This is a genomic window from Glycomyces rhizosphaerae (assembly GCF_042647865.1).
GTDB classification, from domain to species: Bacteria; Actinomycetota; Actinomycetes; order Mycobacteriales; family Micromonosporaceae; genus Glycomyces; species Glycomyces rhizosphaerae.
The window spans coordinates 228,794-249,057 of record NZ_JBHRWO010000012.1; the positions used below are offsets into that span (position 1 = coordinate 228,794).

Genomic DNA, 20,264 nt, shown 5'->3' on the forward strand with positions numbered 1-20,264 from the left:
GGCCGGGTGCGGATCCCGGCCGTCGCGTCGTGCGGTGGCGTCTAGTAGGGACCGACGGTGTGCGGCACTCGCCGGTCGCCGAGCGGTTCGATCTCCGGGAAGTCCAGGTTCGGGCAGCTCAGGCCCTCCTCCGGGACGGTCCTGTCGACGAAGTAGGCGTTCACGGAGTCGTCGATGCACTCGGAATAGCCGCCGTAGACGGTGTGGCCGTAGCCCTCATAGGTGATGAGTTCGCCGTCGGCCTGGTCCGAGGAGGCCAGGGTCCAGTCGTACACCGTCGCGGGGTCGTGTTCGTTGCCGATGAAGACGATCGGCGGCGCGTGGTCGATGTCCAGCTCCTCGCGCTCGTTGGTGTGCTCGATGCCGGATCCGACGCAGGTGAGCGCGAGGTCGTCGTACGGCGTCCACTCCACATTGGGGTATTCCTCGGCGAGTCGCCCTTGAAGCGAAGCGAGTTCGTCGAAGTCCTCGATGTCCCAGCCGTAGTCCTGGCACCAGGCCGGGAGGAACAGCTCGTTCACCTCGTCTTCCTCCTGGAACGCGGAGAGGCTGGTGAAGGGGGTGCCGTCCCGAAGTGCCACATACACCTCGGCCAAAGACGGCCACGCCTGCGGGGAGTTCGCGGCGAACGTGTAATACGAGGTCAGCGCGTAGAAGTCGAGCGGCTCACCGGAGTCCGGGTCGATGAGCTCGCCGGCGCGGGCCTCGGCCTTCAAGTCGCTGTAAAGGGACTCGATGTCCTCGCCGTGGAGCGCGCACTCGGGTGCGCCCTCGCACCAGGCGGTGAACTCGTTGAAGTTCTCCTCGACCGCCTCGGTCTCGGTGCTCAGGAAGTCCCAGACCGATTCGAGGCTGTGGTCCATGTTGCCGTCCAGGACCATCGTGCGGATCCGGCGCGGGTACTCCTCGGCGTACTGCTGGCCCATGATGGTTCCGTACGAGTAGCCGAGGTAGTTGAGCTTGCCCTCGCCGAGCGCGCGGCGGATGCGCTCCATGTCCTCGACGGTCTCGAGGTTCGAGACGTGGTCGAAGAGCTTCCCGGTGCGGTCGCGGCAGTCCGCGGCGAGGGCGGCGTTGGCGTCCTCGAGGGCCTCGAACGAGGCCTGGTCGGTCGGAACGCCGATGGCGCTCACGGCGTTCAGGGCGTCTTCACCGCAGAGCACCTGCGTGCTGGTGTTGACGCCGCGCGGGTCGAAACCGACGAGGTCGAACTGCTCGGCGGCCCCGCCGGTGAGCGGGTTGAAGTACTTGACCGCGTCGACGCCCGAGCCGCCAGGCCCGCCGGGGTCCATGAGGATCGTGCCGAGCTTCTCGTCCGGGTTCGCGGCCTGCCTGCGGGCCAGGCCGATCTCGATCTTCTCGCCCCAAGGGCGGTCGTAGTCGAGCGGGACTTCGATGGTGGCGCACTCGACCGCTTCGGCCGGGTCCACATCGGGGCACGGCTGCCAGTCGATGCCGTGGTGGGAGGAGCCCGCGGCCGCGGGTGCGGCGGCGAGGAGGGTGAACGCGAGGGCCGCCGCGGCCGCGGCGGCCAGGAGTCGGGTAGGAGTCTTCAAGTGGATTTCCTTCTGGTCGAAGGGAACCCGACCGCGCGGACGCGAGCCGGGTGTTCGTTTCCACCTGAGATTGTATGAAAAGTATTGGTCCGTTAGGGATCCCGCAGGCTGTACCTTTGATGGTCTTGTGTCCCAGCGGAACCGCTCACCTCGCCGCTACCAGCACGTGCCGCCTTCGTTGCGTTCGACGATGCGGTCGCGGACGCGGCCGAGCCCGTCGGCGATGGCCTTGCGCTCTTCGGGGGTGAGCACGTCGATGAGGATCTCGCGCACCTTCTCGACGTGCCCGGGCGCGGCGCCTTCGAGCGCAGTGCGGCCCGCGTCGGTGATCTCGGCCAGGACGCCGCTGCCGCTCCACTCGCACTTGCGCCGCGTGACGAGCCCGGCCTTCTCCATCTGCCCGATCTGGTAGGTCAGGCCGCTCTTGGAGTTGATGAGGCGCTCGGCGAGTTCGGTCATCCGCAGCGCGCCGGTCTCGGCCCCGTTGAGGTGAATCAGGATCTCGTACTGCAGGTGCGAGAGGCCCGAATCCTCCTTGAGCTGCTGGTCGAGCTCGCGGGCGACCAGGGTCGAGGCGGGGATGAACGCCATCCAGGCGCGCATCTCCTCCTCGTTCAACCACTGTGTGTGACCCATGCCTCTACTCTACTCCCTTGTTCAAATTTGAACTCAACTGTACCTTAGTCGCAGCAGTTCAAATTTGAAATGCTCGCTTGACCATCGGAGACGACATGGAAACCGTTCACGCGACCGCCGCGGTCCGCACCCGCGTCACCATCCCCCTGACCTTCGCCGACGGTTTCACCACGACCGCCGAAGCCGTCACCTTCAAAGGCCTCGCCGACGGCGCCGAGCACCTCGCTCTGGTCCTGGGCCACCCCGCCCCCGGTGAGGCGCCGCTCGTGCGCCTCCACTCCGAATGCCTCACGGGCGACGTCTTCGGCTCTGCCCGCTGCGACTGCGGCCCCCAGCTGCGCGAGGCCGTCGAACGCATCGGCGAGCGCGGCGGCGTCCTCCTCTACCTGCGTCAAGAAGGCCGCGGCATCGGCCTGTACAACAAGCTCGACGCCTACGCCCTCCAGGACGACGGCCTCGACACCTACGAGGCCAACGCCGCATTGGGCCTGCCTGAGGACGGCCGCGACTACACCGCCGCCGCCCAGATGCTCGAAGCGCTCGGCGTCGGACCGTTCGACCTGCTCACGAACAACCCGGACAAGGCCGACCAGCTCCGCGGCCTCGGTGCCGACGTGACCGCGACCGTCCCCACGGGCGTCTTCGCGACCGACAGCAACGTCCGCTACCTCAATGCCAAGGTCCAGCACACCGGCCACACCATCGCCCTGGCGGCACTCGCCGCCTGACGAACGCCGAGAGGGCCCCGCATCGCATCGATGCGGGGCCCTCTCGCGTGTCTCAGCAGCTCTTGGCTTCGGCGGTCGAGAGCCCGGCCAGCGCGCGCATCGGGCCGGTGAAGGCGTCGCAGCACAGGGCGTAGATGTTGCTGCGGCCCTTGGGGGTCACGGTCACGAGACCGAGTTCGCGCAGCGGCGCGAGGTGGTGCGAGACGAGGGTCTGCGCGAGTCCGGTCGCCTCGGTGAGTTCGCGCACAGTGCGGTCGCGCTCGGACAGCAGCATCACGATCGCCAGGCGGTTCTCGTCGGCGAGGGCCTTGAACTGGGGTGCGAGGTCGCGGGCGCGTTCGACGAGCTTCTCGTCGGGCTCGGCGGTGACGTCGGTCAGCTCGATCTCGATCAGGCGGCTCATCCAACAAGTAAACCACAGAACTTGCTATCAACAGCAATCGCTGGTATTAATTATCTCCGTTGATGTGATCGCGATCGGCGCGACCACCCCAAGGAGGTCCTCATGTCTCACGCCACTCGCCGCCTCGCCAAGACCTGCGCCGTCATCGGCGCCGGCCCCGTAGGCCTCGCCGCTGCCGCGCACCTGCTCGAACGCGGCATCATCCCGATCGTCCTCGAAGCCGGTCCCAGCGCCGGTGCGGCCATCGACCAGTGGGGCCACGTCCGGCTCTTCTCGCCGTGGCGCTTCGACATCGACTCGGCCGCAAGGCGACTCCTCGAAGGCACCGGCTGGACCGAGCCCGACGCCGACGGACTGCCCACGGGCGCCGAACTCATCGGCCGGTACCTCGAGCCGCTCTCCGCCGCGCTCGACGACCACGTCCGCTACAGCACCCGCGTCACCGGCGTGGCCCGCCTCGGCGCGGACAAGACCCACAGCCTCGGACGCGAAGGCCGGGCCTACCTGCTGCGCACCGTGAACGGAGCGGGCGAATGGTCCGATGTGGTCGCCGACGCGGTGATCGACGCCTCGGGCGTCTGGGGCCGGGCGAACCCTCTGGGCGCCAACGGCCTTCCCGCCGCAGGCGAGACCGCCGACGCCCCCTGGCAGGTCGGCCCGCTCCCGGATGTCCTCGGACGCGACCGTGAACGGTTCGCGGGCAAGCGGACCCTCGTGGTCGGCGCGGGCCACTCCGCCGCGAACACGCTGCTGCTCCTGGCCGAACTCGCCGAAGCCGAGCCGGGCACCGAGATCACCTGGGCGATCCGAGGCCGCAGCGCGGCGAAGGTCTACGGCGGCGGTGCGGCCGACGCGCTCCCCGCGCGCGGCACGATCGGCACTCGCCTCAAGGCCCTTGTCGAATCCGGCGCGGTCGAACTCGTCACCGGCTTCACCATCGACGCTTTCACCACGGCCGCAGACGGTTCGGTGGCGGTGACCGGCCAGAGCGGCAGCCTCGCCGTGCGGTTGGAGGCCGACAACATCGCTGCCGCCACCGGGTTCCGGCCCGACCTCGAGCTCCTGCGCGAACTGCGTCTCGACCTCGACGCCACGGTCGAAGCCCCGGTGAAGCTCGCGCCGCTCATCGACCCGAACTTCCACTCCTGCGGCACCGTCCCCGCCCACGGCGAAGCCGACCTCGCCCACCCGGACGAGGGCTTCTACATCGCCGGGGTGAAGAGCTACGGCCGCGCCCCGACTTTCCTGCTCGCCACCGGCTACGAGCAGGTCCGGTCCATCGCCGCCGCCCTGGCGGGGGACCGCGAGGCCGCCGATCGGGTCGAACTGGAGCTGCCCGAGACCGGCGTCTGCTCCTCGAGCCGTGCGCTTGACGCGACGAGCATCGCCGACGCGAGCGAAGGATCGGGCTGCTGCGGCAGTCCGGCCGAGGATTCGGCAGACGGCGGTTGCGGCACTGCGGCAGCGGAGGAGCCTGTGGCGGTCGGCGCCCGCGGCCTGGCGACCGGCGTCCTCCACGGCCGCGCGGGCGAGCGCGTCGAGCTGCCTCAGCTGAAGTCCGGCTGCTGCGGCTGACCCGCCTGCTACGTTGCCTGGATGAAGCGGGTGCTCATCACGGGCGTGTCAGGAGTCGGCAAGTCCACCGTCGTCGCGGAGCTGGCGGCACGCGGATATTCGGCGGTGGACACCGATTACGGCGGCTACTGCTCGCCCGGCCCCGATGTGGAGCCGCCGAAACCGACCGCCGAACCCGGTTGGGTCTGGAACGAGGCGCGTCTCCGGCGACTACTCGACGCCGGAGGCGACCCGCTCTTCGTGAGCGGGTGCGTCCCGAACCAGGGCCGCTTCTATCCCGACTTCGACCGGATCGTGCTGCTCAGCGCTGCACCCGAAGTGGTGCGGCGCAGGCTCACCAGCCGCTCCGGCAACGACTACGGGAAGACCCCCGAGCAGCTGGAGCAGGCCCTGCGCGACCAGGTCGAGGTCGAGCCGCTCCTGCGCGCAGGAGCCACAGCTGAGATCGACACCGACGCGCCGCTCGAAACCGTGATGACGCGGCTGCTGCGCCACGCGCTCGAAACCGCACTGTTAGAGAGCGAGGAGTTCGTCGAGCAGGGCGCGGACGCGGCCGTCGAGCTCGTCGCGGATGGTGCGAACGGTCGCCGCGTCCTGGCCGGCGGGGTCGGCCAGCTCCCAGTTCAGGTAGCGCTTCCCGGGGTAGACCGGGCAGGCGTCGCCGCAGCCCATCGTGACGACCACGTCCGAGGCTCGGACGGTCTCGTCGGTGAGCGGCTTGGGGAACTCCTTGGCGATGTCCAATCCCCGCTCCGCCAGAACCTCGATGACCGCGGGGTTGATCTCGGCGACCGGCGCCGACCCGGCGGACCGCACCGTCACCCGCCCGGCGGCGTGGTGGTCGAGCAGTGCGGCGGCCATCTGGCTCCGGCCCGCGTTGTGGACGCAGACGAACAAGACCTCGGGCCGGGTCTTGGCCCGGGCGCCGGAAACGGAGAGGGTCGCCTCCAGCCGCTCGGCGGCGAACCGCTCTGCCAGCACGTACAGGTGGGTGCGCACGCGAGCTGTCGCGGCGAGGACGAGATAGGAGTCCTCCAGGACCCCGCGGACGGTTTCGGGCGAGAAGTACGCGGCGAAGCGGTCGGCGAGCCGGGCGGTCGAGGTGTTGAGCAGCTGGGCGGTTTCGGGCGGGATCACGAGGCTGTCGGCGGTCATCGGGGCGGTCCTCTCATCGGCGGGCAGCGTGTCGGCAGGCACGATCGACCCGGATGACTCGATCGCTATCTAATTAGATAATGATCGAATATGAACGGTATCCGAACTCCTGGTGTCCAACTGCCCGGCTGAACGCCGTCGCCCAGGTGCGCCCGCAGGTCGCTCGACCGTTCGCCTGCCGCGGGGTCCCCCAGTGTTCAGCGTGTGATCCAGGCAACTGAGGTGCCGCTTGTCGGCTACCTAGACGTCCGTCAAAATAGACGCATGTCGAAGCAGCCTGTTCGTCTCACCCTTGCGGCCGACCTGGACGACTGTCGGGTCCCGCTGATCAAGGAACCCCTCAGCGCCGGTCAGGCCGAGCGGCTCGCACCGTCCTTCAAAGCCCTCGGCGACCCCGTGCGGCTGCGCCTGCTCTCCCTGATCGCCTCGCACGAAGGCGGCCAGGCCTGCGTCTGCGATCTGACCGACGCCTTCGAAGTGTCGGCGCCGACCATCTCCCACCACCTCAAGGTGCTCAAGGAGTCCGGCCTGGTCGCCTCCGAACGCCGCGGCACCTGGGTCTACTACCGCGCCGAACCCGCTGCGCTCGAACTGCTCTCCACCGTGCTCTCGGTCCCGCAGGGGGCCGCCGCGTGAGCGCCGTCGCCGAAGCGAACGCCGTTTCCCAGACGCCCGTGAGGCTCTCGACCCTCGACAAGTACCTGCCCGTGTGGATCGGCGCCGCGATGGTCGCCGGGATCGCGCTCGGCCAGTGGATTCCCAGTGTCGGCAAGGCGCTCAACGCGGTCCAGATCGGCGGCGTCTCGCTGCCGATCGCCGCGGGCCTGCTGCTCATGATGTATCCGGTGCTGGCGAAGGTCCGCTACGACAAACTCGACTCGGTGACCGCCGACAAGCGGCTCCTCGTCTCCTCCATCGTGTTGAACTGGCTCGTCGGACCGGCGCTCATGTTCGCTCTGGCCTGGGCCTTCCTCCCGGACCTGCCCGCCTTCCGCACCGGCCTCATCATCGTGGGCCTCGCCCGCTGCATCGCCATGGTCATCATCTGGAACGACCTCGCCTGCGGCGACCGCGAAGCCGCCGCCGTGCTCGTCGCCTTGAACTCGGTCTTCCAGGTCATCGCCTTCGGCGCACTCGGCTGGCTCTACCTCGACGCCCTCCCGCGCTGGCTCGGCCTCGACTCCACGGGACTCGAGGTCTCCGGCTGGGAGATCGCCCTCAACGTCGCCGTGTTCCTCGGCGTCCCGCTCGCCGCCGGGTACCTGACCCGCCGCGTCGGCGAGCGCCGCAAGGGCCGCGACTGGTACGAGTCGAAGTTCCTGCCGAAGATCGGCCCGTTCGCCCTCTACGGCCTGCTCTTCACGATCGTGGTCCTCTTCGCCCTGCAGGGCGAGGCGATCCTCGGTCAGCCCATGGACGTCGTGCGCATCGCGCTCCCGCTGCTCGCCTACTTCGCGCTCATGTGGGCCGGTTCCTTCGCCCTCGGCAAAGGCATCGGCCTGAACTACGAACGCTCCACCACGCTCGCGTTCACCGCCGCGGGCAACAACTTCGAACTCGCCATCGCCGTCGCGATCGCGACCTTCGGCGCCGCCTCCGGCCAGGCCCTGGCCGGAGTGGTGGGCCCGCTCATCGAGGTCCCGGTGCTCGTGGGCCTCGTCTACGTGAGCCTGTGGGCCCGCCGCTTCTTCACCGCCCGACCGCAAAGGAACACCGCGAATGTCTGAGAAGCCTTCCGTCCTCTTCGTCTGCGTCCACAACGCCGGACGCTCCCAGATGGCCGCCGGGTGGCTCGCCCACCTCGCCGGGGACCGCGTCGAGGTCCGCTCCGCCGGATCGGCGCCCGCCGACCAGGTCAACCCGACCGCCGTGGAGGCCATGAAGGAGGTCGGCATCGACATCGCGAACCGGTCGCCGAAGATCCTCACCGTCGACGCGGTCGAGGCCTCGGACGTGTGCATCACCATGGGCTGCGGCGACGTGTGCCCGGTGTTCCCCGGGAAGCGCTACCTCGACTGGAAGCTGGACGACCCGGCCGGGCAGGGAATCGCGCCCGTCCGGGTCATCCGCGACGACATCAAGGCCCGCGTCGAGGCCCTGCTGAAGGAACTGCTTCCTTAGCCCTTGACGGCGCCGACGATCACGCCCTTCTTGAAGTGCTTCTGCACGAACGGGTAGATGATCAGCGCGGGGATGATCGCGATCATCACGATCGCCATCTTGACCGCCAGGGTCGGCGGCGCGTCCTGCAGGCCCGACGCCTGCGGCAGCGGCGCCGACTCCACCACGTAGGTGCGCAGCACCAGGGCGAGCGGCCACTTCCCGGCGTCGTCCAAGTACAGGAACGCGTTGAACCAGTTGTTCCAGTACGCGACCGCGTAGAAGAGCGTGACCACGGCGATCACGGCCTTCGACAGCGGCGTCACGATCTGCCACAGCACCCGGAACTCCCCGGCCCCGTCGATCCGGGCCGAGTCGAACAGCTCCTGCGGGATGTTCATGAAGAACGCCCGCAGCACCACCACGTTGAACGCCGAGACGGCCATCGGCAGGATGATCGCCAGGTAGTTGTCGCGCAACCCGACCGCGCTCACCCACAGGTACACCGGGATGAGGCCCGGGAAGATCACGAACATGAGCAGCACCGAGAACAGGATCGTCTTGTGCCCGAACGACCCCGGCCGCGACAGCGAGTACGCGCCGAGGACCGACACGACCACGCTGATCAACGTGCCGACCGCAGTGATCCCGAGTGAGACCACAAGGGACCGCAGCACCACCGGATTGCGGAACATCTGCTCATAGGCGCTGAACGTGACCCCGTCGCCCGGCCAGACCACCAGCCCGCCAACGCGGTTCACGGTCTCGCCGCTGGACAGGCTCGTCAACGCGATCGTATAGAGCGGGAACAGGATCAGCAGCGCGATCACGAAGATGCTCGCGCCCTTGGCCGCCTTCCCGGCGACACTCGGCTTCTCTTCCCAAGCGGGACGGTTCACCGGTCTCCTCATTTCGAGTACACCCCCCGCTCACCCAGCATGTGGGCGAACTTGTTGGCGGCCAGGATCAGCACGAGCCCGACCACGCCCTTGAACAGCCCCGCCGCGGCCCCGTAGTCGAAGTCGCCCGTGCGGATGCCGCTGTAGTAGACGAACGTGTCGAAGACCTCCGAGGCCTGCGACCCGACCGCGCTGCGCTGCAGGAAGAACTGCTCGAACCCGACGTTCAGCGAATCGCCGAGTCGGAGGATCAGCAGCAGCACGATCACCGGCCGGATCCCCGGCAGCGTGATGTGCCACAGCCGCCGCCAGCGCCCGGCCCCGTCGACCGCCGCGGCCTCGTACTGGTTCGGGTCGATCGCGGCCAGCGCCGCGAGGAAGATGATCGCCCCGAAGCCGGCCTCCTTCCAGATCGCCTGCGACGTGACGAGCAGAATGAACGTGTCCGGATCGGTCATCCAGTCCACGGCCTCGAACCCGTTGGCGCGCAACACCTGGCTGAGGAGACCCGCCCCGCCGAGCATCTGCTGGAAGATCGCGATCACGAGCACCCAGGAGAAGAAGTACGGCAGGTACACGACGCTCTGGAGCATCGACCGCAGCCGCTCGGAGGCGAGCGAGTGCAGCAGCAGCGCCAGAGCGATCGGCACGGGGAAGTAGAACACCAGCTGGAACGCGGTGATCGACAGCGTGTTCACCAGGGCCCGCAGGAACTCCGGGTCGCTGAGCAGCATCTGGAAGTGCGTGAAGCCGACCAGGCGCGAGCCGAGGATGCCGCCGGTGAACGGCTTGTAGTCCTGGAAGGCGACCACGTTGCCCAGCGTGGGGATCCACCAGAACCCCCACACCAGGAGCATCATCGGCGCGGCCATGAGGAGCAGCGGCCAGTCGCGTTTCAGCCGCGTCCGCCAGTGCGCCTTCGGCTTGGGCGCCTTCCGTCCGGGGGAGTCCCCGGCCTGCGCGGCCGGGGACTTCGTCGAGGTCAAGGCGCTCACAGGAGGTCGTTGTCCTCGGCGACCTTGGTGTAGTACTCGCGGGCGGCGTCGCCGACCTTCGCGCGCCAGTCCTCGACCAGGGTCGCCCAGTCGGCGACTTCGCGCTGGCCGCGGTAGATCTCGTGGTGGGCGTCCTTCATCGGCTCGTTCTCCGCGGAGAGGTCGGAGGGCATTTCGACGCGCAGGCCCTGGAACGGGTTGGGGTCGAGGAACGGCGCGGCGTTGGTCTCCCAGGCGTGCAGGGCTTCGACCATGCCCGGGTACTGGAACTTGTTGTTCGCGTTGGACCGGCCGGAGAGGAACATGTAGGTGGGCGCGACCTCGGTCTGGCCGAGTTCGGTGCGCTGGGGCACGCCTTCGGCGTCGACGGTGAAGTGGACGCCTTCGACGCCGTCGGAGACGAGGTCGAATTCGACGGTGCCGAACGGGGCCGAGCACCAGTTGGCGACCCGCAGGCACTCCTTGACGCGCTCCTCCGAGAGGTCCTTCTTGATGAAGGTGAACATGCCGGCGGGGTCGTCGCGCCAGATCGTGGGCGTGCCCCCGGCCTCGCGGGCCAGCGGGTTCACGATCTGGAGGTTGAAGCCCTCGACGTTGCGGTAGGTCGCGAACATCTCGTGCCAGGCGCCGAGGCCGTCTTCGTAGAACACGCCCTGGCCGGAGCCGATGATCTCCTTGGCGTTCGTGGAGCGGTCGGCCACGTAGTCGGGGTGGACGAGGCCCTTGTCGAACGCGTTCCTGGTGAATTCGATGGCGGCCGCGAAGGCTTCGGTCTCGAACTTGTGGACGAGTTTCCCGTCCTGGACGGTCCACAGCGTGGGCACGCCCATGGCCTCCTGGATCGTCTGGTCGAGGCTGGCGAACGCCCAGCGGTTCTTCGACGGGTCGTTCACCTCTTCGGCGATCGCAAGGAGCTCTTCGAGGTTGGTCGGGTGCTCCAGGCCGAGTTCGTCGAGGATGTCCTGGCGGGCGAACAGCGCGTTCGTGTAGGGCGCCCGTTCCCAGGGGATGCCGAGGAGCGTGCCGCCGAAGACGCCCATCGCCCATGCGGCCGTGGGGTAGGAGGCGAGGAGCGGGTAGTCCGCGGCCGCCTTGTCGCCGGCGAGGTAGGGCGAGAGGTCGGCGAACAGCTCGTTCGCGGCCTCGCTGAAGTCGGAGAGGTTCACGATCTCCCAGCCGGGGATCTGGAACATGTCCGGGACGTCGCCGCTGGCGAGGGTGGTGGTGATCTTGTCGAGGTAGTTGTTGCCGTCGGCGATGTTGAAGACGACGGTGCCGCCGAGGATCTCGTTGACCGTCGTGAAGTACGAGTTGTCGGGCAGCCCGGGCGGGGTCGGGTTCCACAGGGGGGTGATCGCGGTGATGTCCTCGCCGGTGGTCATCGGCGCCTCGGCGATGGCCTGGACCGGTTCGGCCGGGCGCGAGAGGAAGCCGGGGGTGACGGTGGCGTCGGGCTGGCCGGGCAGGTCGGGCTCGATGCCGCCCTCATACGGCGTGTAGGTCGGGAGCAGATCCGCGAGTTCCTCGGACCCTGCGGCCGTGCCTTCGGGCCCTTCGTCGAGTGCCGCGCACCCGGCGAGGGAGGCGGCGACCGCGCCTGCCGCGCCGGCCTGGAAGAGGCCGCGGCGCTGGATTCGGAAAGTGGGGACGTTGCTTGAGGTGTCGCCCATGGCGATGCCTTTCGTTGGGGGATACAGGTTTCGCCGGGATTTATGCAGGCGGGGGCGGCCGTTGTTTAATGGTATGACCAAACAAATATAACGCCCTCGGTGAGACGCGTGCAACACCCCTCCCAAAAGCAACATCTACATGAGTGAGTACCGAGCGGTAACCGCCAGTGACGTGGGCGGTGCGTCAGCCGGGTCCTGAGGGGTGCTCAACGCCGCTTGCGGCCCCGTGCTTGGAACAGCACCGCGGTGGTGGGAACCGGGACCATCCGGACGGTCGATCGGCGGTGCAGAAGCCAGAGTGCGAAGTCGGCCATCGACGGCCGAATACCGCGAAGCTCCAGGGCCACACCGTGTTTCGCGCACTCCTTGACGAGCGCCTCGCGGTCGACCAGGAGGGCCGGGTCGTGGACGCCGCGCGTCGCAATGCGCGGGATCCGCTCGGCGACGCCGATCGCCAGAAAGCGGCACAGAGCGGTCGCCGCCAAGGTGTCGATCACGAGCAGCCCGCCGGGGCGCAGGAGGCGGCACGCTTCGGCGACCGCGCGGGGGAGATCGGAGACATGCTCCAGGATCTCCCCGGCCACCACGACCTCAGCGCACGAATCGGGCAGGGGCACGGCGAGCACATCGCCCTGGACGGCGAGGGCGCCGTGCTCGGCGGCCTGCCGCAAGGCCTCGAGCGAGAGGTCCACGCCGATGTGCCTGTAGCCCTTGCCTTCCAGATGCGGGGCGAGGAGTCCCGCGCCGCAGCCGAGGTCCACCAGGACCGCATCCGCACAGGGCGCATGCGGAACGAGCGCTCCCCGCGCCGCGGCGAGCCAGTGCAGCATCGCGAACACGCCCCTCGGGCGCCACCACTCCTCGGCCAAGCGGTCGTACAGCTCGGGGTCGTTCGGCGCCAGGGGCTCGGGGGTGGCCAACTGCTGCTCCTCATCCGTCCGACTGCGCCAGATACATCGAATCTATTTGCAGATCAAGCACTATCTTCGTCGATGTATTCGACGTAATTGAACTGGTTCATCCTTCATTGCGATCGCCTGGCACGTCAAAATCATCAGACTTCTGTGGCTGCAACTCTTGTGATGCCCAGGGCCTGCGGCTAGCTTGGTTCGTTGACTCGTCTGTATTCAAGCATTGACAAACGGAGTAGATCAGTGACATCGACCGTCCCGCGGGACCCAGGCCGCGAACCCGCCTTCGAGTGGGCCCACAACGGACTGTTCCTTCGGTTCGAGCGCGGCGAGGACCAGCCCGTCCGGCTCGTCCGCTGGGCGACCGGCCCGGGTGCGGCGTCGGTGACCGCGCCGATGGCGATCGTCGATGTGAGCACCGCCGGCGAGCGGCGCGCCCGCCCCACCCACAGCCTCCTGCTGTGGGGAGCCGGGCCGCGGCTGCGCTACACCGGGCACGACGTGTCCGCGGGCGAGCTCAGGATCTCCCAGCGCGAGCCGGAGAGCGGCCTCGAAGTGACCAGCTGCTTCCGGGCGGCGGGACCGGGACTCCAGATCCGGCACACCGTCCGCAACGGCTCCGACGCCGACCTCATGCTCCTCAACGTGAGCTCCGCGATCGTGGCCGTCCCGGAAGGCGCGCACGATCTGCTCTGGGGCGAAAGCGAATGGCTCGCCGAAGGTCGCTGGCAGCAGCGTCCGCTCAAGGAACTGCTGCCGAACGTCAACCCGGCGTTCCACCACGGCCGGACCAATCGCGGGAACTTCGGCGTGACCAGCCACGGGTCCTTCTCGAGCGGCGAGTTCCTGCCGACCGGGGTCCTCGCGACCGAGGACGGGCCCTCGATCGCGTGGCAGGTCGAGACCAGCGCTGGCTGGCACTGGGAGGCGAGTCAGAACGAGGGCACGGTCACCGTCGGCGTGTACGGCCCGACCGACCTATACCACCAGTTCGCCCAGCGCCTGGCGCCCGGCGGGGAGTTCACGACCGTCCCGGCCGGCTTCTGCATCGCTGAGGGCGGCCGGGACGCGGCCTTCGCCGCGCTCACCGACTACCGGCGCGCGATCCGCGAGATGCGGCCGGTCGATGAGCGGCTTCCATTGGTCTACAACGACTTCATGAACACACTCATGGCCGGGCCGTCGACGGAGAAGGAGCTGCCGCTCATCGAGGCGGCGGCGGCAGCGGGCGCGGAGTACTTCTGCGTCGACGCCGGCTGGTACGGCACCGGGAACTGGTGGACGGACTCGGGCGACTGGCGCGAGGTCCCCGGGCTGTTCACCGGCGGCCTCATCGCGGTCATCGACGCGATCCGCGCCAAGGGGATGCGGCCGGGGATCTGGCTCGAACCCGAAGCGGTCGGCGAGAAGGCGGCGGCCGGGCGGGACCTGCCCGAGGCGGCGTTCTTCCGGCGACATGGCAAGCGCGTCAACGAGACCGGGCACTTCCAGCTCGACTTCCGCCACCCGGCGGCCCGCGCCCATCTGGACGAGACCGTGGACCGGCTCATCGCCGGGTTCGGGATCGAGTTCTTCAAGCTCGACTACAACGTGAACGCCGGCGTGGGCACCGATGTGGACGCCGACGGGCCCGGAGCCGGGCTGCTGGGGCACACCCGGGCGTTCCGCGACTGGCTGAGCGAGGCGCAGCGGCGGCATCCGGAGGTGCTGTTCGAGAACTGCGGTTCTGGCGGGATGCGCATGGACTACAACGTGCTGTCGGTGGCGCACCTGCAGTCCACGAGCGACCAGCAGGATTTCCGGCTGTACGCGTCGATCGCCGCCGCCGCGCCCGCGAGCGTCGCCCCCGAGCAGGCCGGGAACTGGGCGTACCCGGACAAGTCGATGAGCCTGGAGGAGACGGCGTTTGCGATGACGGCCGGTGTCATGGGCCGGCTCTACCTGTCCGGCTTCCTCGGCGGGCTCGGCGGCGACCAGTTCGCTCTGGTGCGCGAGGCCATTGCGCTCCACAAGAACTGGCGCCACCGCATCGCGGTCTCGCATCCGGTGTGGCCGCTGGGTCTGCCCGGTTGGGACGACGAGGTGATCGCGCTGCAGCTCGACGCCGGGAACGAGTCGCTGCTGGCGATCTGGTCGCGTGGCGAGGCCGCCGAGATCGCCCTGCCGGGGCTGCGCGGGCGCACGATCGAGCAGGCCTACCCGGTCGCCTTGCCGGAGTGGAAGATCCGCATGACCGAAGGCGCGCCGGTCGTCGAGGTGCCCGCCGGTCCCGCCGCCCGGGTCTTCACGGTGCTGTAGCGAGGCGGAAGACGTCCCGGGGGGCTCGGCCCCGGGGTGTTCGCGGGCGCGATGTGAGGGTCGGGGGGTCGATTCGCGATCGGAACAGCCCGCGAACAGGGCCTTCCGGCCGGGATGCGGCTGCATACGCGCCCGGAACCGGAAGGCCCGCTTACCGGGCTTCGAGACCGCCTCGGTCTCGTCGCGTCCGGGGATTCCGCTCGCGGCTCCGAAGTGGCACACTGGCGGCCGTGAAGCGTTTGTCGGCGAGCGGGGCCCTGGTGCGGGCGTCCCATCCGCTGCCCGCGGTCGCGGTCTCGGCCGTCGCGGCCGGGCTGGCGCTGGGTTCGGAGCGGTCACTCGTCTCGGCGATCGTCGCCACGGCGGCGGTGTTCGCCGGGCAGCTGTCCGTCGGATGGCTCAACGACCTCATCGACGCGCCCCGCGACGCCCAAGTGGGGCGCACCGACAAGCCCTTGGCGGCCGGAGCGATCAGCGTTGCCGCCGTACGCACCGCCTGCATCGTGTCCGCGGCCTGCGCGGTGGTCCTCTCGCTGTTCTCGGCGCCGCTCGCGGGCGGGCTGCACATCGTCGCCCTCGCCTCGGCCTGGGCCTACGACCTCGGCGTCAAGGCCACCGCGTTCTCCGTGGTGCCGTTCGCGGTCTCCTTCGGGCTGCTGCCCGCGTACCTCGCCAACGGCGCGCCGTACCCGCCGGCGTGGCTCATCGCCGCCGCCGCGGCGCTCGGGTCCGCGGCGCACTTCGTCAACGTCCTGCCCGACCTCGCCGACGACGCCGCCACCGGGGTGCGGGGCCTGCCGCATCGCTTGGGGCCGCCGGTGAGCCGGTTCGCGACGGCCGCTCTCGTCCTGACCACGTCAGTGCTGCTCGTGTTCGGACCCGACGGCGCGCCGTCGCCGGTCGCGCTCGCGACCGTGCCGCTGGCCGTGAGCATCCTCGTGGTCGGCTTCCTCCTCGACGGCCGCCCGCGGTCCAGGGCCGCGTTCCGCGCGGTGATGCTGGTGGCGCTGATCGACGTCGCCCTTTTGCTCCACACTGGAATATCCACCGCGTAAGCTGCTGGGGTTGATCGCGACCGAGGTTCCGAGGACACTGATGCGCATGACTCAAGCAGAGAGCCCCGGTGAACGAGCGCTGGCCCTGGCCCGCGAGCTCGCCCCCAGTCTCGCCGAACGCGCCGCCGCACACGACGAGGAGGGCCGGTTCCCCAAAGCGGACTTCGCGGATCTGCGGGCCGCGGGCCTGTTCGGGCTCATGGTGCCCGAGCGGCTCGGCGGGTTCGGCGCCTCCTTCGCCGAGTACACGCGCGTGGCCACCGCGCTCGCCCGGGGCGCGGGCTCCACGGCGCTCATCTTCAACATGCACGCCTCGGTCACCGGCGCTCTCGCGCAGACCCCCGATGACCTCGTCCGCCTGCTCGGCGCCCCCAAGAGCTCCTTCGAAGCCCGCGACAAGGCCCTGGCCGCCGCGGCCGGCGGCGCGCTCTACGGCGTCGCGATGAGCGAACGCGGCACCGGCTCACGCCTCTCCCGCACCTCGACCGCATACCGCCGCACCGACAGCGGATTCCGGATCACCGGCAGCAAGGCGTTCGTCTCCGGCGCCGGGCACGTCGACGCCTACCTCGTCACCGCGCGCGAGGCCGAAGCCGAGGAACCGCAGGTCTCCTACTTCCTCGTCCCCGCCGGGGACGGCATCCGCGTCGAAGAGACCTGGGACTCGCTCGGCATGCGCGCCACCGGAAGCCAGGACGTGCACTTCGACGTCGAAGTCGGCCCCGACGCCCTCCTCGGCGGCGTCGAAGGCCTCACGCTGATGATCGCCGAAGCCATGCCGCAATGGCTCGTGGCCTCCTACTCGGCGGTGTACGCGGGCGTCGCGCGCGCCGCGGTCGACGCCGCCGCCGAGCACCTCCGCACCCGCGGCTTCGGCGGCCTCCCCTCCGCCCGCGCCCGCCTCGGCCGCGCCGACACCGCCGTCGCCGCCGCCGAACTCGTCGTCGCCGAGACCGCCGCCCGGATCGACAGCGCCCCAGGCGATCCCGAGACAAACCGGTGGGTCTGGCGCGCCAAACTCACCGCCGGGGACACAGCCGTACAAGTGGCCTCCTCACTCCTGGAAGCCGCCGGCGCCTCCGCGACCCGCCGCGGCCACACCCTGGAACGGCTCTACCGCGACGCCCGCTGCGGCGCACTGCAACCCGCCACCTCGGACGTCTGCGCCGACTGGCTCGGCGTCGCCGCCCTCGGCGAAGACCCCGACCACGACGCCGCGGTCCCGCGATGGTGACCGCCCGCATCGCCGGAATCGGCGCCGCCCTCCCGCCGACCTACAGCCAGGAACAGCTGTGGGACGACGTGTTCCGATGGCACTTCTCCCGCAGCAGGCTCGCCCAGCGGATCTTCACCGGCTCGGACGTGCACCACCGCCACTCGGCCACCGAACCGGCCGAGTTCAAGGCCGTCGCCGACTGGTCCACCGCCGAACGCATGCGACGCTACGGCGAGGTCGCGCCGCCCCTCGGCCTGCGAGCGGTCCGAAACGCGCTCGAAGCCGCAGCCACCGACCCCGACGAGATCGGCCTGCTCGCCGTCGCCACCTGCACCGGCTACCGCACCCCGGGCCTCGACATCGACCTCGCCGCCGCACTGCCGCTCCCCGCCGACACCCGCAGACTCCTCATCGGACACACCGGCTGCCACGCCGCCCTGCCGGCCCTGGCGACCATCGCCGACTACGTCGCGGCCCGTGAACGCCCGGCGGTCCTGCTCTGCCTCGAACTCACCTCGCTGCACCTCCAGCCCGCCTCCATCGACCCCGAGCAGATGGTCTCCCACGCCCTCTTCTCCGACGCCGCCGCCGCACTCGTCCTGCGACCCGACGCCACCGACGCGCCCCGCCTGCGCGTCGTCGACGTCGCCTCCCGTACCGACACCGGCCGCAGCCACCAGATGACCTGGGACATCACCGACCTCGGCTTCCGCATGGGCCTCTCCTCGGAAGTCCCCGACGCCCTCGCCGAACACGTCGGCCCACTCGTGAAAGACCTCCTCGGCCGCCACGGCCACGATGTGCCCGACGTCGCGGCCTGGGCCGTCCACCCCGGCGGCCCGCGCATCCTCGACGCGATCGACGAAGGACTCGGCCTCGACCCGAACGCCCTGGCCACCTCCCGCAAAGTGCTCGCCGAGCACGGCAACTGCTCCTCGGCCACAGTGCTTCTCGTCCTGCAGGAGATCCTGGCCGCCGGAGCACCAACCGGCCCCATCGTGGCTCTGGCCTTCGGCCCCGGCCTCACGCTGTACGCGGCCCTCCTCGAACCCGACCGGTAACGCCCGCTTCCTGGGTGCAACGCGGCCCCTCAAGCCACGGCGCCCCAGGTCGCAGCGGTGGAACAATGGGCGCATGACGACCACGAATCAGCCCGGCGCCGGCTCCGCGCTCGGACGGTTCCTGCGCGCGCGGCGCGAGGAGATCACCCCGGCCGACGTGGGCCTGACCACCGGTCCCGGCATCCGGCGCACCCCCGGCCTGCGCCGCGAAGAACTCGCGACCCTCGCCGGCGTGAGCATCGACTACTACACCCGGCTCGAACGCGGCAAGGAGACCCGCCCGAGCCCGCAGGTGGTCGACGCGCTCGCCCGCGCGCTCAAACTCGCCGAGCCCGAGGTCGAGCACCTGCGCGACCTCGCCGCGAGCGCCGCCCGCCGCTCCACCGACACCCCGAAGGCCCCGAGCCGCACCCTGCCGCCCGGGATCGAGCAGATCCTCGAACGCCTGCGCCCGAACCCCGCCTACGTGGCGAGCCGCAGCATGGACGTCCTCGCCGCCAACCCCGGCGGCCTGCGCCTCCTCGCCGGGATCGAGGAGTGGCCCGCGAACAAGCGCAACGTCGCCCGCTACCTGTTCCTGCACCCGGCCGCCAAAGAGGTGATGGCCGACTGGTCGAACCAGGTGCGCGGCTGCGTGGCGAACCTGCGGGCGCTGGCCGGGACGGAACCGGACGCGCCCGACCTCACCAACCTGGTGGGGGAGCTGCTCGTGAAGAGCCCGGAGTTCGCGAAGCTCTGGGACCGTTACGAAGTGCGGGGCCACACGACCGGGCGCAAGTCGTACCACCACCCGCTCGTCGGCGATATCACCCTCGGCTACCAGGGCCTGGAGCTGTCGGGGACGAACGGGCTGCGCATGATCGTCTACTACGCCGAACCGGGCTCCGGCCAGGAGGACGCGCTCGCCCTCCTCGACATGGCCTCCCCTGTGGATGGACCGATCGAAGCCGCCGTCGAGATGCAGCAGTGACGCGAAGGCCGGGGCGCTCCAAGCGCCCCGGCCTTCGTTCTCTGGCCTAGAAGTAGGTCGGCTCGCGTGGCGTGTACGGGCCCTCCAGTGCGGCCACCTCGTCTTCGGTGAGCGCGAACCCGAGTGCCGCCACCGCGTCCGTCAAGTGATGCGGCCTGGTCGCTCCGACGATCGGGGCGTCCACGATCGGGTTGCGCAGCACCCAGGCCATCGCGACGGTGGCCATGGCGACGTCTCGGTCGGCGGCGATCCGCTCGACCGCGTCCACAATGTCCTTATCGGACTCCAGGAACGCCGGCCTGCCCTGGCGGTCCGTGGTCGGGTTGACCTGCGCGCGGTCGGTGCCGGTCTTCCCCCAGGGCCGGGCGAGCCGGCCCGCCGCGAGCGGGCTCCACGGGATCGAGCCGACGCCCTGGTCGGCGAGCAGGCCGAACATCTCGCGTTCCTCTTCCCGCTGGATCAGCGAGTACTGGTCCTGCATCGAGATGAACTTCGTCCAGCCGCCGAGTTCGGCGGCGTGCTGCATGGACGCGAACTGCCAGGCCCACATCGACGAGGCCCCGAGGTAGCGGGCCTTGCCGGCCTTCACCACGTCGTGCAGGGCCTCCATGGTCTCCTCGATCGGCGTCTCGGGGTCGAACCGGTGGATCTGGTACAGGTCCACGTAGTCGGTGCCGAGGCGCTGCAGCGAGGCGTCGATCTGCTCCAGGATCGCCTTGCGCGACAGGCCGGACCCGCCGGGCCCGGCGTGCATCGGCGAGAAGACCTTGGTCGCCAGGACGATGTCCTCGCGACTGGCGTACTTGCGGAGCGCCCGGCCGGTGATCTCCTCGGAGGTGCCGCGCCCGTAGATGTTCGCGGTGTCCCAGAAGGTGATGCCGGATTCGACCGCCTGCCGGAAGATCGGCTCGGCCGCCTCGTCGCGCAGGACCCACGGCGCGCGTTCGTGCGGTTCGCCGAAGCTCATGCAGCCCAGGACGATCCGGCTGACGTTGAGGCCTGAGCAGCCCAGCCTGGTGTACTCCATCGTGGCTCC

Annotated in this window: 20 protein-coding genes and 1 pseudogene; 11 read left to right on the plus strand and 10 right to left on the minus strand. The window is 69.8% G+C overall.

Annotation, left to right across the window (positions count from 1 at the left end):
- Positions 1-41: 41 nt before the first annotated feature.
- Positions 42-1,556, minus strand: a complete 1,515-nt coding sequence (locus ACFO8M_RS15370; protein ID WP_387977052.1) for an alpha/beta hydrolase — start codon at positions 1,554-1,556, stop codon at positions 42-44.
- Between the two features lie 156 nt (positions 1,557-1,712).
- Entirely contained in the window at positions 1,713-2,192 is a 480-nt protein-coding gene (locus ACFO8M_RS15375; protein ID WP_387977055.1) for a MarR family winged helix-turn-helix transcriptional regulator, read from the minus strand.
- Between the two features lie 95 nt (positions 2,193-2,287).
- Between ACFO8M_RS15375 and ACFO8M_RS15380 the strand changes: the two genes are divergently transcribed.
- A complete protein-coding gene (locus ACFO8M_RS15380; RefSeq protein WP_387977059.1) occupies positions 2,288-2,920 on the plus strand; it encodes a GTP cyclohydrolase II in 633 nt (210 codons plus the stop codon).
- Positions 2,921-2,972: 52 nt separating this feature from the next.
- Here the strand turns inward: ACFO8M_RS15380 and ACFO8M_RS15385 are convergent, their stop codons facing one another.
- Positions 2,973-3,323, minus strand: coding sequence for an ArsR/SmtB family transcription factor (locus ACFO8M_RS15385; RefSeq protein WP_387977062.1), 351 nt, complete (start codon positions 3,321-3,323; stop codon positions 2,973-2,975).
- Positions 3,324-3,425: 102 nt separating this feature from the next.
- Here ACFO8M_RS15385 and ACFO8M_RS15390 point away from each other — a divergent pair, with 102 nt between their 5' ends.
- Both ACFO8M_RS15390 and ACFO8M_RS15395 read left to right on the plus strand, forming a co-directional pair.
- The gene (locus ACFO8M_RS15390) at positions 3,426-4,898 is read left to right on the plus strand and encodes an NAD(P)-binding domain-containing protein (protein ID WP_387977065.1); all 1,473 of its coding nucleotides are present in this window, start codon (positions 3,426-3,428) and stop codon (positions 4,896-4,898) included.
- 21 nt (positions 4,899-4,919) lie between these two features.
- Positions 4,920-5,210: pseudogene (locus ACFO8M_RS15395) on the plus strand (AAA family ATPase); the annotation flags it as partial.
- On the opposite strand, the gene ACFO8M_RS15400 reads toward ACFO8M_RS15395, so the two are convergent.
- Positions 5,109-5,393 carry a hypothetical protein gene (locus ACFO8M_RS15400; protein WP_387977068.1) on the minus strand — a complete coding sequence of 95 codons (285 nt, stop codon included), beginning with the start codon at positions 5,391-5,393 and terminating at the stop codon, positions 5,109-5,111. The pseudogene ACFO8M_RS15395 and the gene ACFO8M_RS15400 overlap by 102 nt on opposite strands.
- Before the next feature lie 18 nt (positions 5,394-5,411).
- Entirely contained in the window at positions 5,412-6,053 is a 642-nt protein-coding gene (locus ACFO8M_RS15405) for an arsenate reductase ArsC (RefSeq protein ID WP_387977071.1), read from the minus strand.
- Positions 6,054-6,317: 264 nt separating this feature from the next.
- Between ACFO8M_RS15405 and ACFO8M_RS15410 the strand changes: the two genes are divergently transcribed.
- From ACFO8M_RS15410 to ACFO8M_RS15420, 3 genes are read left to right on the plus strand one after another with little or no spacing between them, the layout of a single operon-like run.
- The gene (locus ACFO8M_RS15410; RefSeq protein ID WP_387977073.1) at positions 6,318-6,689 is read left to right on the plus strand and encodes an ArsR/SmtB family transcription factor; all 372 of its coding nucleotides are present in this window, start codon (positions 6,318-6,320) and stop codon (positions 6,687-6,689) included.
- Positions 6,686-7,780 (plus strand): ACR3 family arsenite efflux transporter, encoded by a 1,095-nt coding sequence (arsB, locus tag ACFO8M_RS15415; protein ID WP_387977076.1) that lies wholly within the window; start codon positions 6,686-6,688, stop codon positions 7,778-7,780. The genes ACFO8M_RS15410 and arsB overlap by 4 nt, the downstream gene beginning before the upstream one ends.
- Positions 7,773-8,174: an arsenate reductase ArsC gene (locus ACFO8M_RS15420; RefSeq protein ID WP_387977079.1), complete on the plus strand. Its 402-nt coding sequence runs from the start codon at positions 7,773-7,775 to the stop codon at positions 8,172-8,174. The genes arsB and ACFO8M_RS15420 overlap by 8 nt, the downstream gene beginning before the upstream one ends.
- Here the strand turns inward: ACFO8M_RS15420 and ACFO8M_RS15425 are convergent.
- The 4 genes from ACFO8M_RS15425 to ACFO8M_RS15440 all read right to left on the minus strand — a co-directional run bounded on the left by ACFO8M_RS15425 (position 8,171) and on the right by ACFO8M_RS15440 (position 12,637).
- Positions 8,171-9,052: a carbohydrate ABC transporter permease gene (locus tag ACFO8M_RS15425; protein WP_387977081.1), complete on the minus strand. Its 882-nt coding sequence runs from the start codon at positions 9,050-9,052 to the stop codon at positions 8,171-8,173. The two genes, ACFO8M_RS15420 and ACFO8M_RS15425, sit on opposite strands and share 4 nt — an antisense overlap.
- An 8-nt stretch (positions 9,053-9,060) precedes the next feature.
- On the minus strand, positions 9,061-10,047 hold the full coding sequence (locus ACFO8M_RS15430; RefSeq protein ID WP_387977084.1) for an ABC transporter permease: 987 nt from the start codon (positions 10,045-10,047) through the stop codon (positions 9,061-9,063).
- Positions 10,044-11,717, minus strand: a complete 1,674-nt coding sequence (locus tag ACFO8M_RS15435; RefSeq protein WP_387977088.1) for an extracellular solute-binding protein — start codon at positions 11,715-11,717, stop codon at positions 10,044-10,046. Before ACFO8M_RS15435 ends, ACFO8M_RS15430 begins: the two co-directional genes overlap by 4 nt.
- A 206-nt stretch (positions 11,718-11,923) precedes the next feature.
- Positions 11,924-12,637, minus strand: a complete 714-nt coding sequence (locus tag ACFO8M_RS15440; RefSeq protein WP_387977091.1) for a methyltransferase domain-containing protein — start codon at positions 12,635-12,637, stop codon at positions 11,924-11,926.
- A 234-nt stretch (positions 12,638-12,871) separates the two neighbouring features.
- On the opposite strand from ACFO8M_RS15440, the gene ACFO8M_RS15445 reads away from it, so the two are divergent.
- The 5 genes from ACFO8M_RS15445 to ACFO8M_RS15465 all read left to right on the plus strand — a co-directional run bounded on the left by ACFO8M_RS15445 (position 12,872) and on the right by ACFO8M_RS15465 (position 19,228).
- Positions 12,872-14,926, plus strand: coding sequence for a glycoside hydrolase family 36 protein (locus ACFO8M_RS15445; protein WP_387977094.1), 2,055 nt, complete (start codon positions 12,872-12,874; stop codon positions 14,924-14,926).
- A gap of 230 nt (positions 14,927-15,156) precedes the next feature.
- The gene (locus ACFO8M_RS15450) at positions 15,157-15,981 is read left to right on the plus strand and encodes a UbiA family prenyltransferase (RefSeq protein WP_387977097.1); all 825 of its coding nucleotides are present in this window, start codon (positions 15,157-15,159) and stop codon (positions 15,979-15,981) included.
- 46 nt (positions 15,982-16,027) lie between these two features.
- Positions 16,028-17,215, plus strand: coding sequence for an acyl-CoA dehydrogenase family protein (locus ACFO8M_RS15455; protein WP_387977100.1), 1,188 nt, complete (start codon positions 16,028-16,030; stop codon positions 17,213-17,215).
- Positions 17,209-18,258 carry a type III polyketide synthase gene (locus ACFO8M_RS15460; protein WP_387977103.1) on the plus strand — a complete coding sequence of 350 codons (1,050 nt, stop codon included), beginning with the start codon at positions 17,209-17,211 and terminating at the stop codon, positions 18,256-18,258. Before ACFO8M_RS15455 ends, ACFO8M_RS15460 begins: the two co-directional genes overlap by 7 nt.
- A gap of 73 nt (positions 18,259-18,331) precedes the next feature.
- Complete coding sequence (locus ACFO8M_RS15465) at positions 18,332-19,228, plus strand: helix-turn-helix transcriptional regulator (RefSeq protein ID WP_387977106.1); 897 nt, start codon at positions 18,332-18,334, stop codon at positions 19,226-19,228.
- Between the two features lie 46 nt (positions 19,229-19,274).
- Here ACFO8M_RS15465 and ACFO8M_RS15470 read toward each other — a convergent pair whose 3' ends face one another.
- The gene (locus tag ACFO8M_RS15470; RefSeq protein WP_387977109.1) at positions 19,275-20,255 is read right to left on the minus strand and encodes an aldo/keto reductase; all 981 of its coding nucleotides are present in this window, start codon (positions 20,253-20,255) and stop codon (positions 19,275-19,277) included.
- Positions 20,256-20,264 lie beyond the last annotated feature (9 nt).

What these genes read in the sequence shown, in the direction of transcription:
- ACFO8M_RS15465 (WP_387977106.1), top strand. Translation starts at nt 18,332, where the DNA reads ATGACGACCACGAATCAGCCCGGCGCCGGCTCCGCGCTCGGACGGTTC.
- ACFO8M_RS15405 (WP_387977071.1), bottom strand. Translation starts at nt 6,053, where the DNA reads ATGACCGCCGACAGCCTCGTGATCCCGCCCGAAACCGCCCAGCTGCTC.
- ACFO8M_RS15460 (WP_387977103.1), top strand. Translation starts at nt 17,209, where the DNA reads ATGGTGACCGCCCGCATCGCCGGAATCGGCGCCGCCCTCCCGCCGACC.
- ACFO8M_RS15455 (WP_387977100.1), top strand. Translation starts at nt 16,028, where the DNA reads ATGACTCAAGCAGAGAGCCCCGGTGAACGAGCGCTGGCCCTGGCCCGC.
- ACFO8M_RS15420 (WP_387977079.1), top strand. Translation starts at nt 7,773, where the DNA reads ATGTCTGAGAAGCCTTCCGTCCTCTTCGTCTGCGTCCACAACGCCGGA.
- ACFO8M_RS15375 (WP_387977055.1), bottom strand. Translation starts at nt 2,192, where the DNA reads ATGGGTCACACACAGTGGTTGAACGAGGAGGAGATGCGCGCCTGGATG.
- ACFO8M_RS15435 (WP_387977088.1), bottom strand. Translation starts at nt 11,717, where the DNA reads ATGGGCGACACCTCAAGCAACGTCCCCACTTTCCGAATCCAGCGCCGC.
- ACFO8M_RS15390 (WP_387977065.1), top strand. Translation starts at nt 3,426, where the DNA reads ATGTCTCACGCCACTCGCCGCCTCGCCAAGACCTGCGCCGTCATCGGC.
- ACFO8M_RS15385 (WP_387977062.1), bottom strand. Translation starts at nt 3,323, where the DNA reads ATGAGCCGCCTGATCGAGATCGAGCTGACCGACGTCACCGCCGAGCCC.
- ACFO8M_RS15380 (WP_387977059.1), top strand. Translation starts at nt 2,288, where the DNA reads ATGGAAACCGTTCACGCGACCGCCGCGGTCCGCACCCGCGTCACCATC.
- ACFO8M_RS15410 (WP_387977073.1), top strand. Translation starts at nt 6,318, where the DNA reads ATGTCGAAGCAGCCTGTTCGTCTCACCCTTGCGGCCGACCTGGACGAC.
- ACFO8M_RS15470 (WP_387977109.1), bottom strand. Translation starts at nt 20,255, where the DNA reads ATGGAGTACACCAGGCTGGGCTGCTCAGGCCTCAACGTCAGCCGGATC.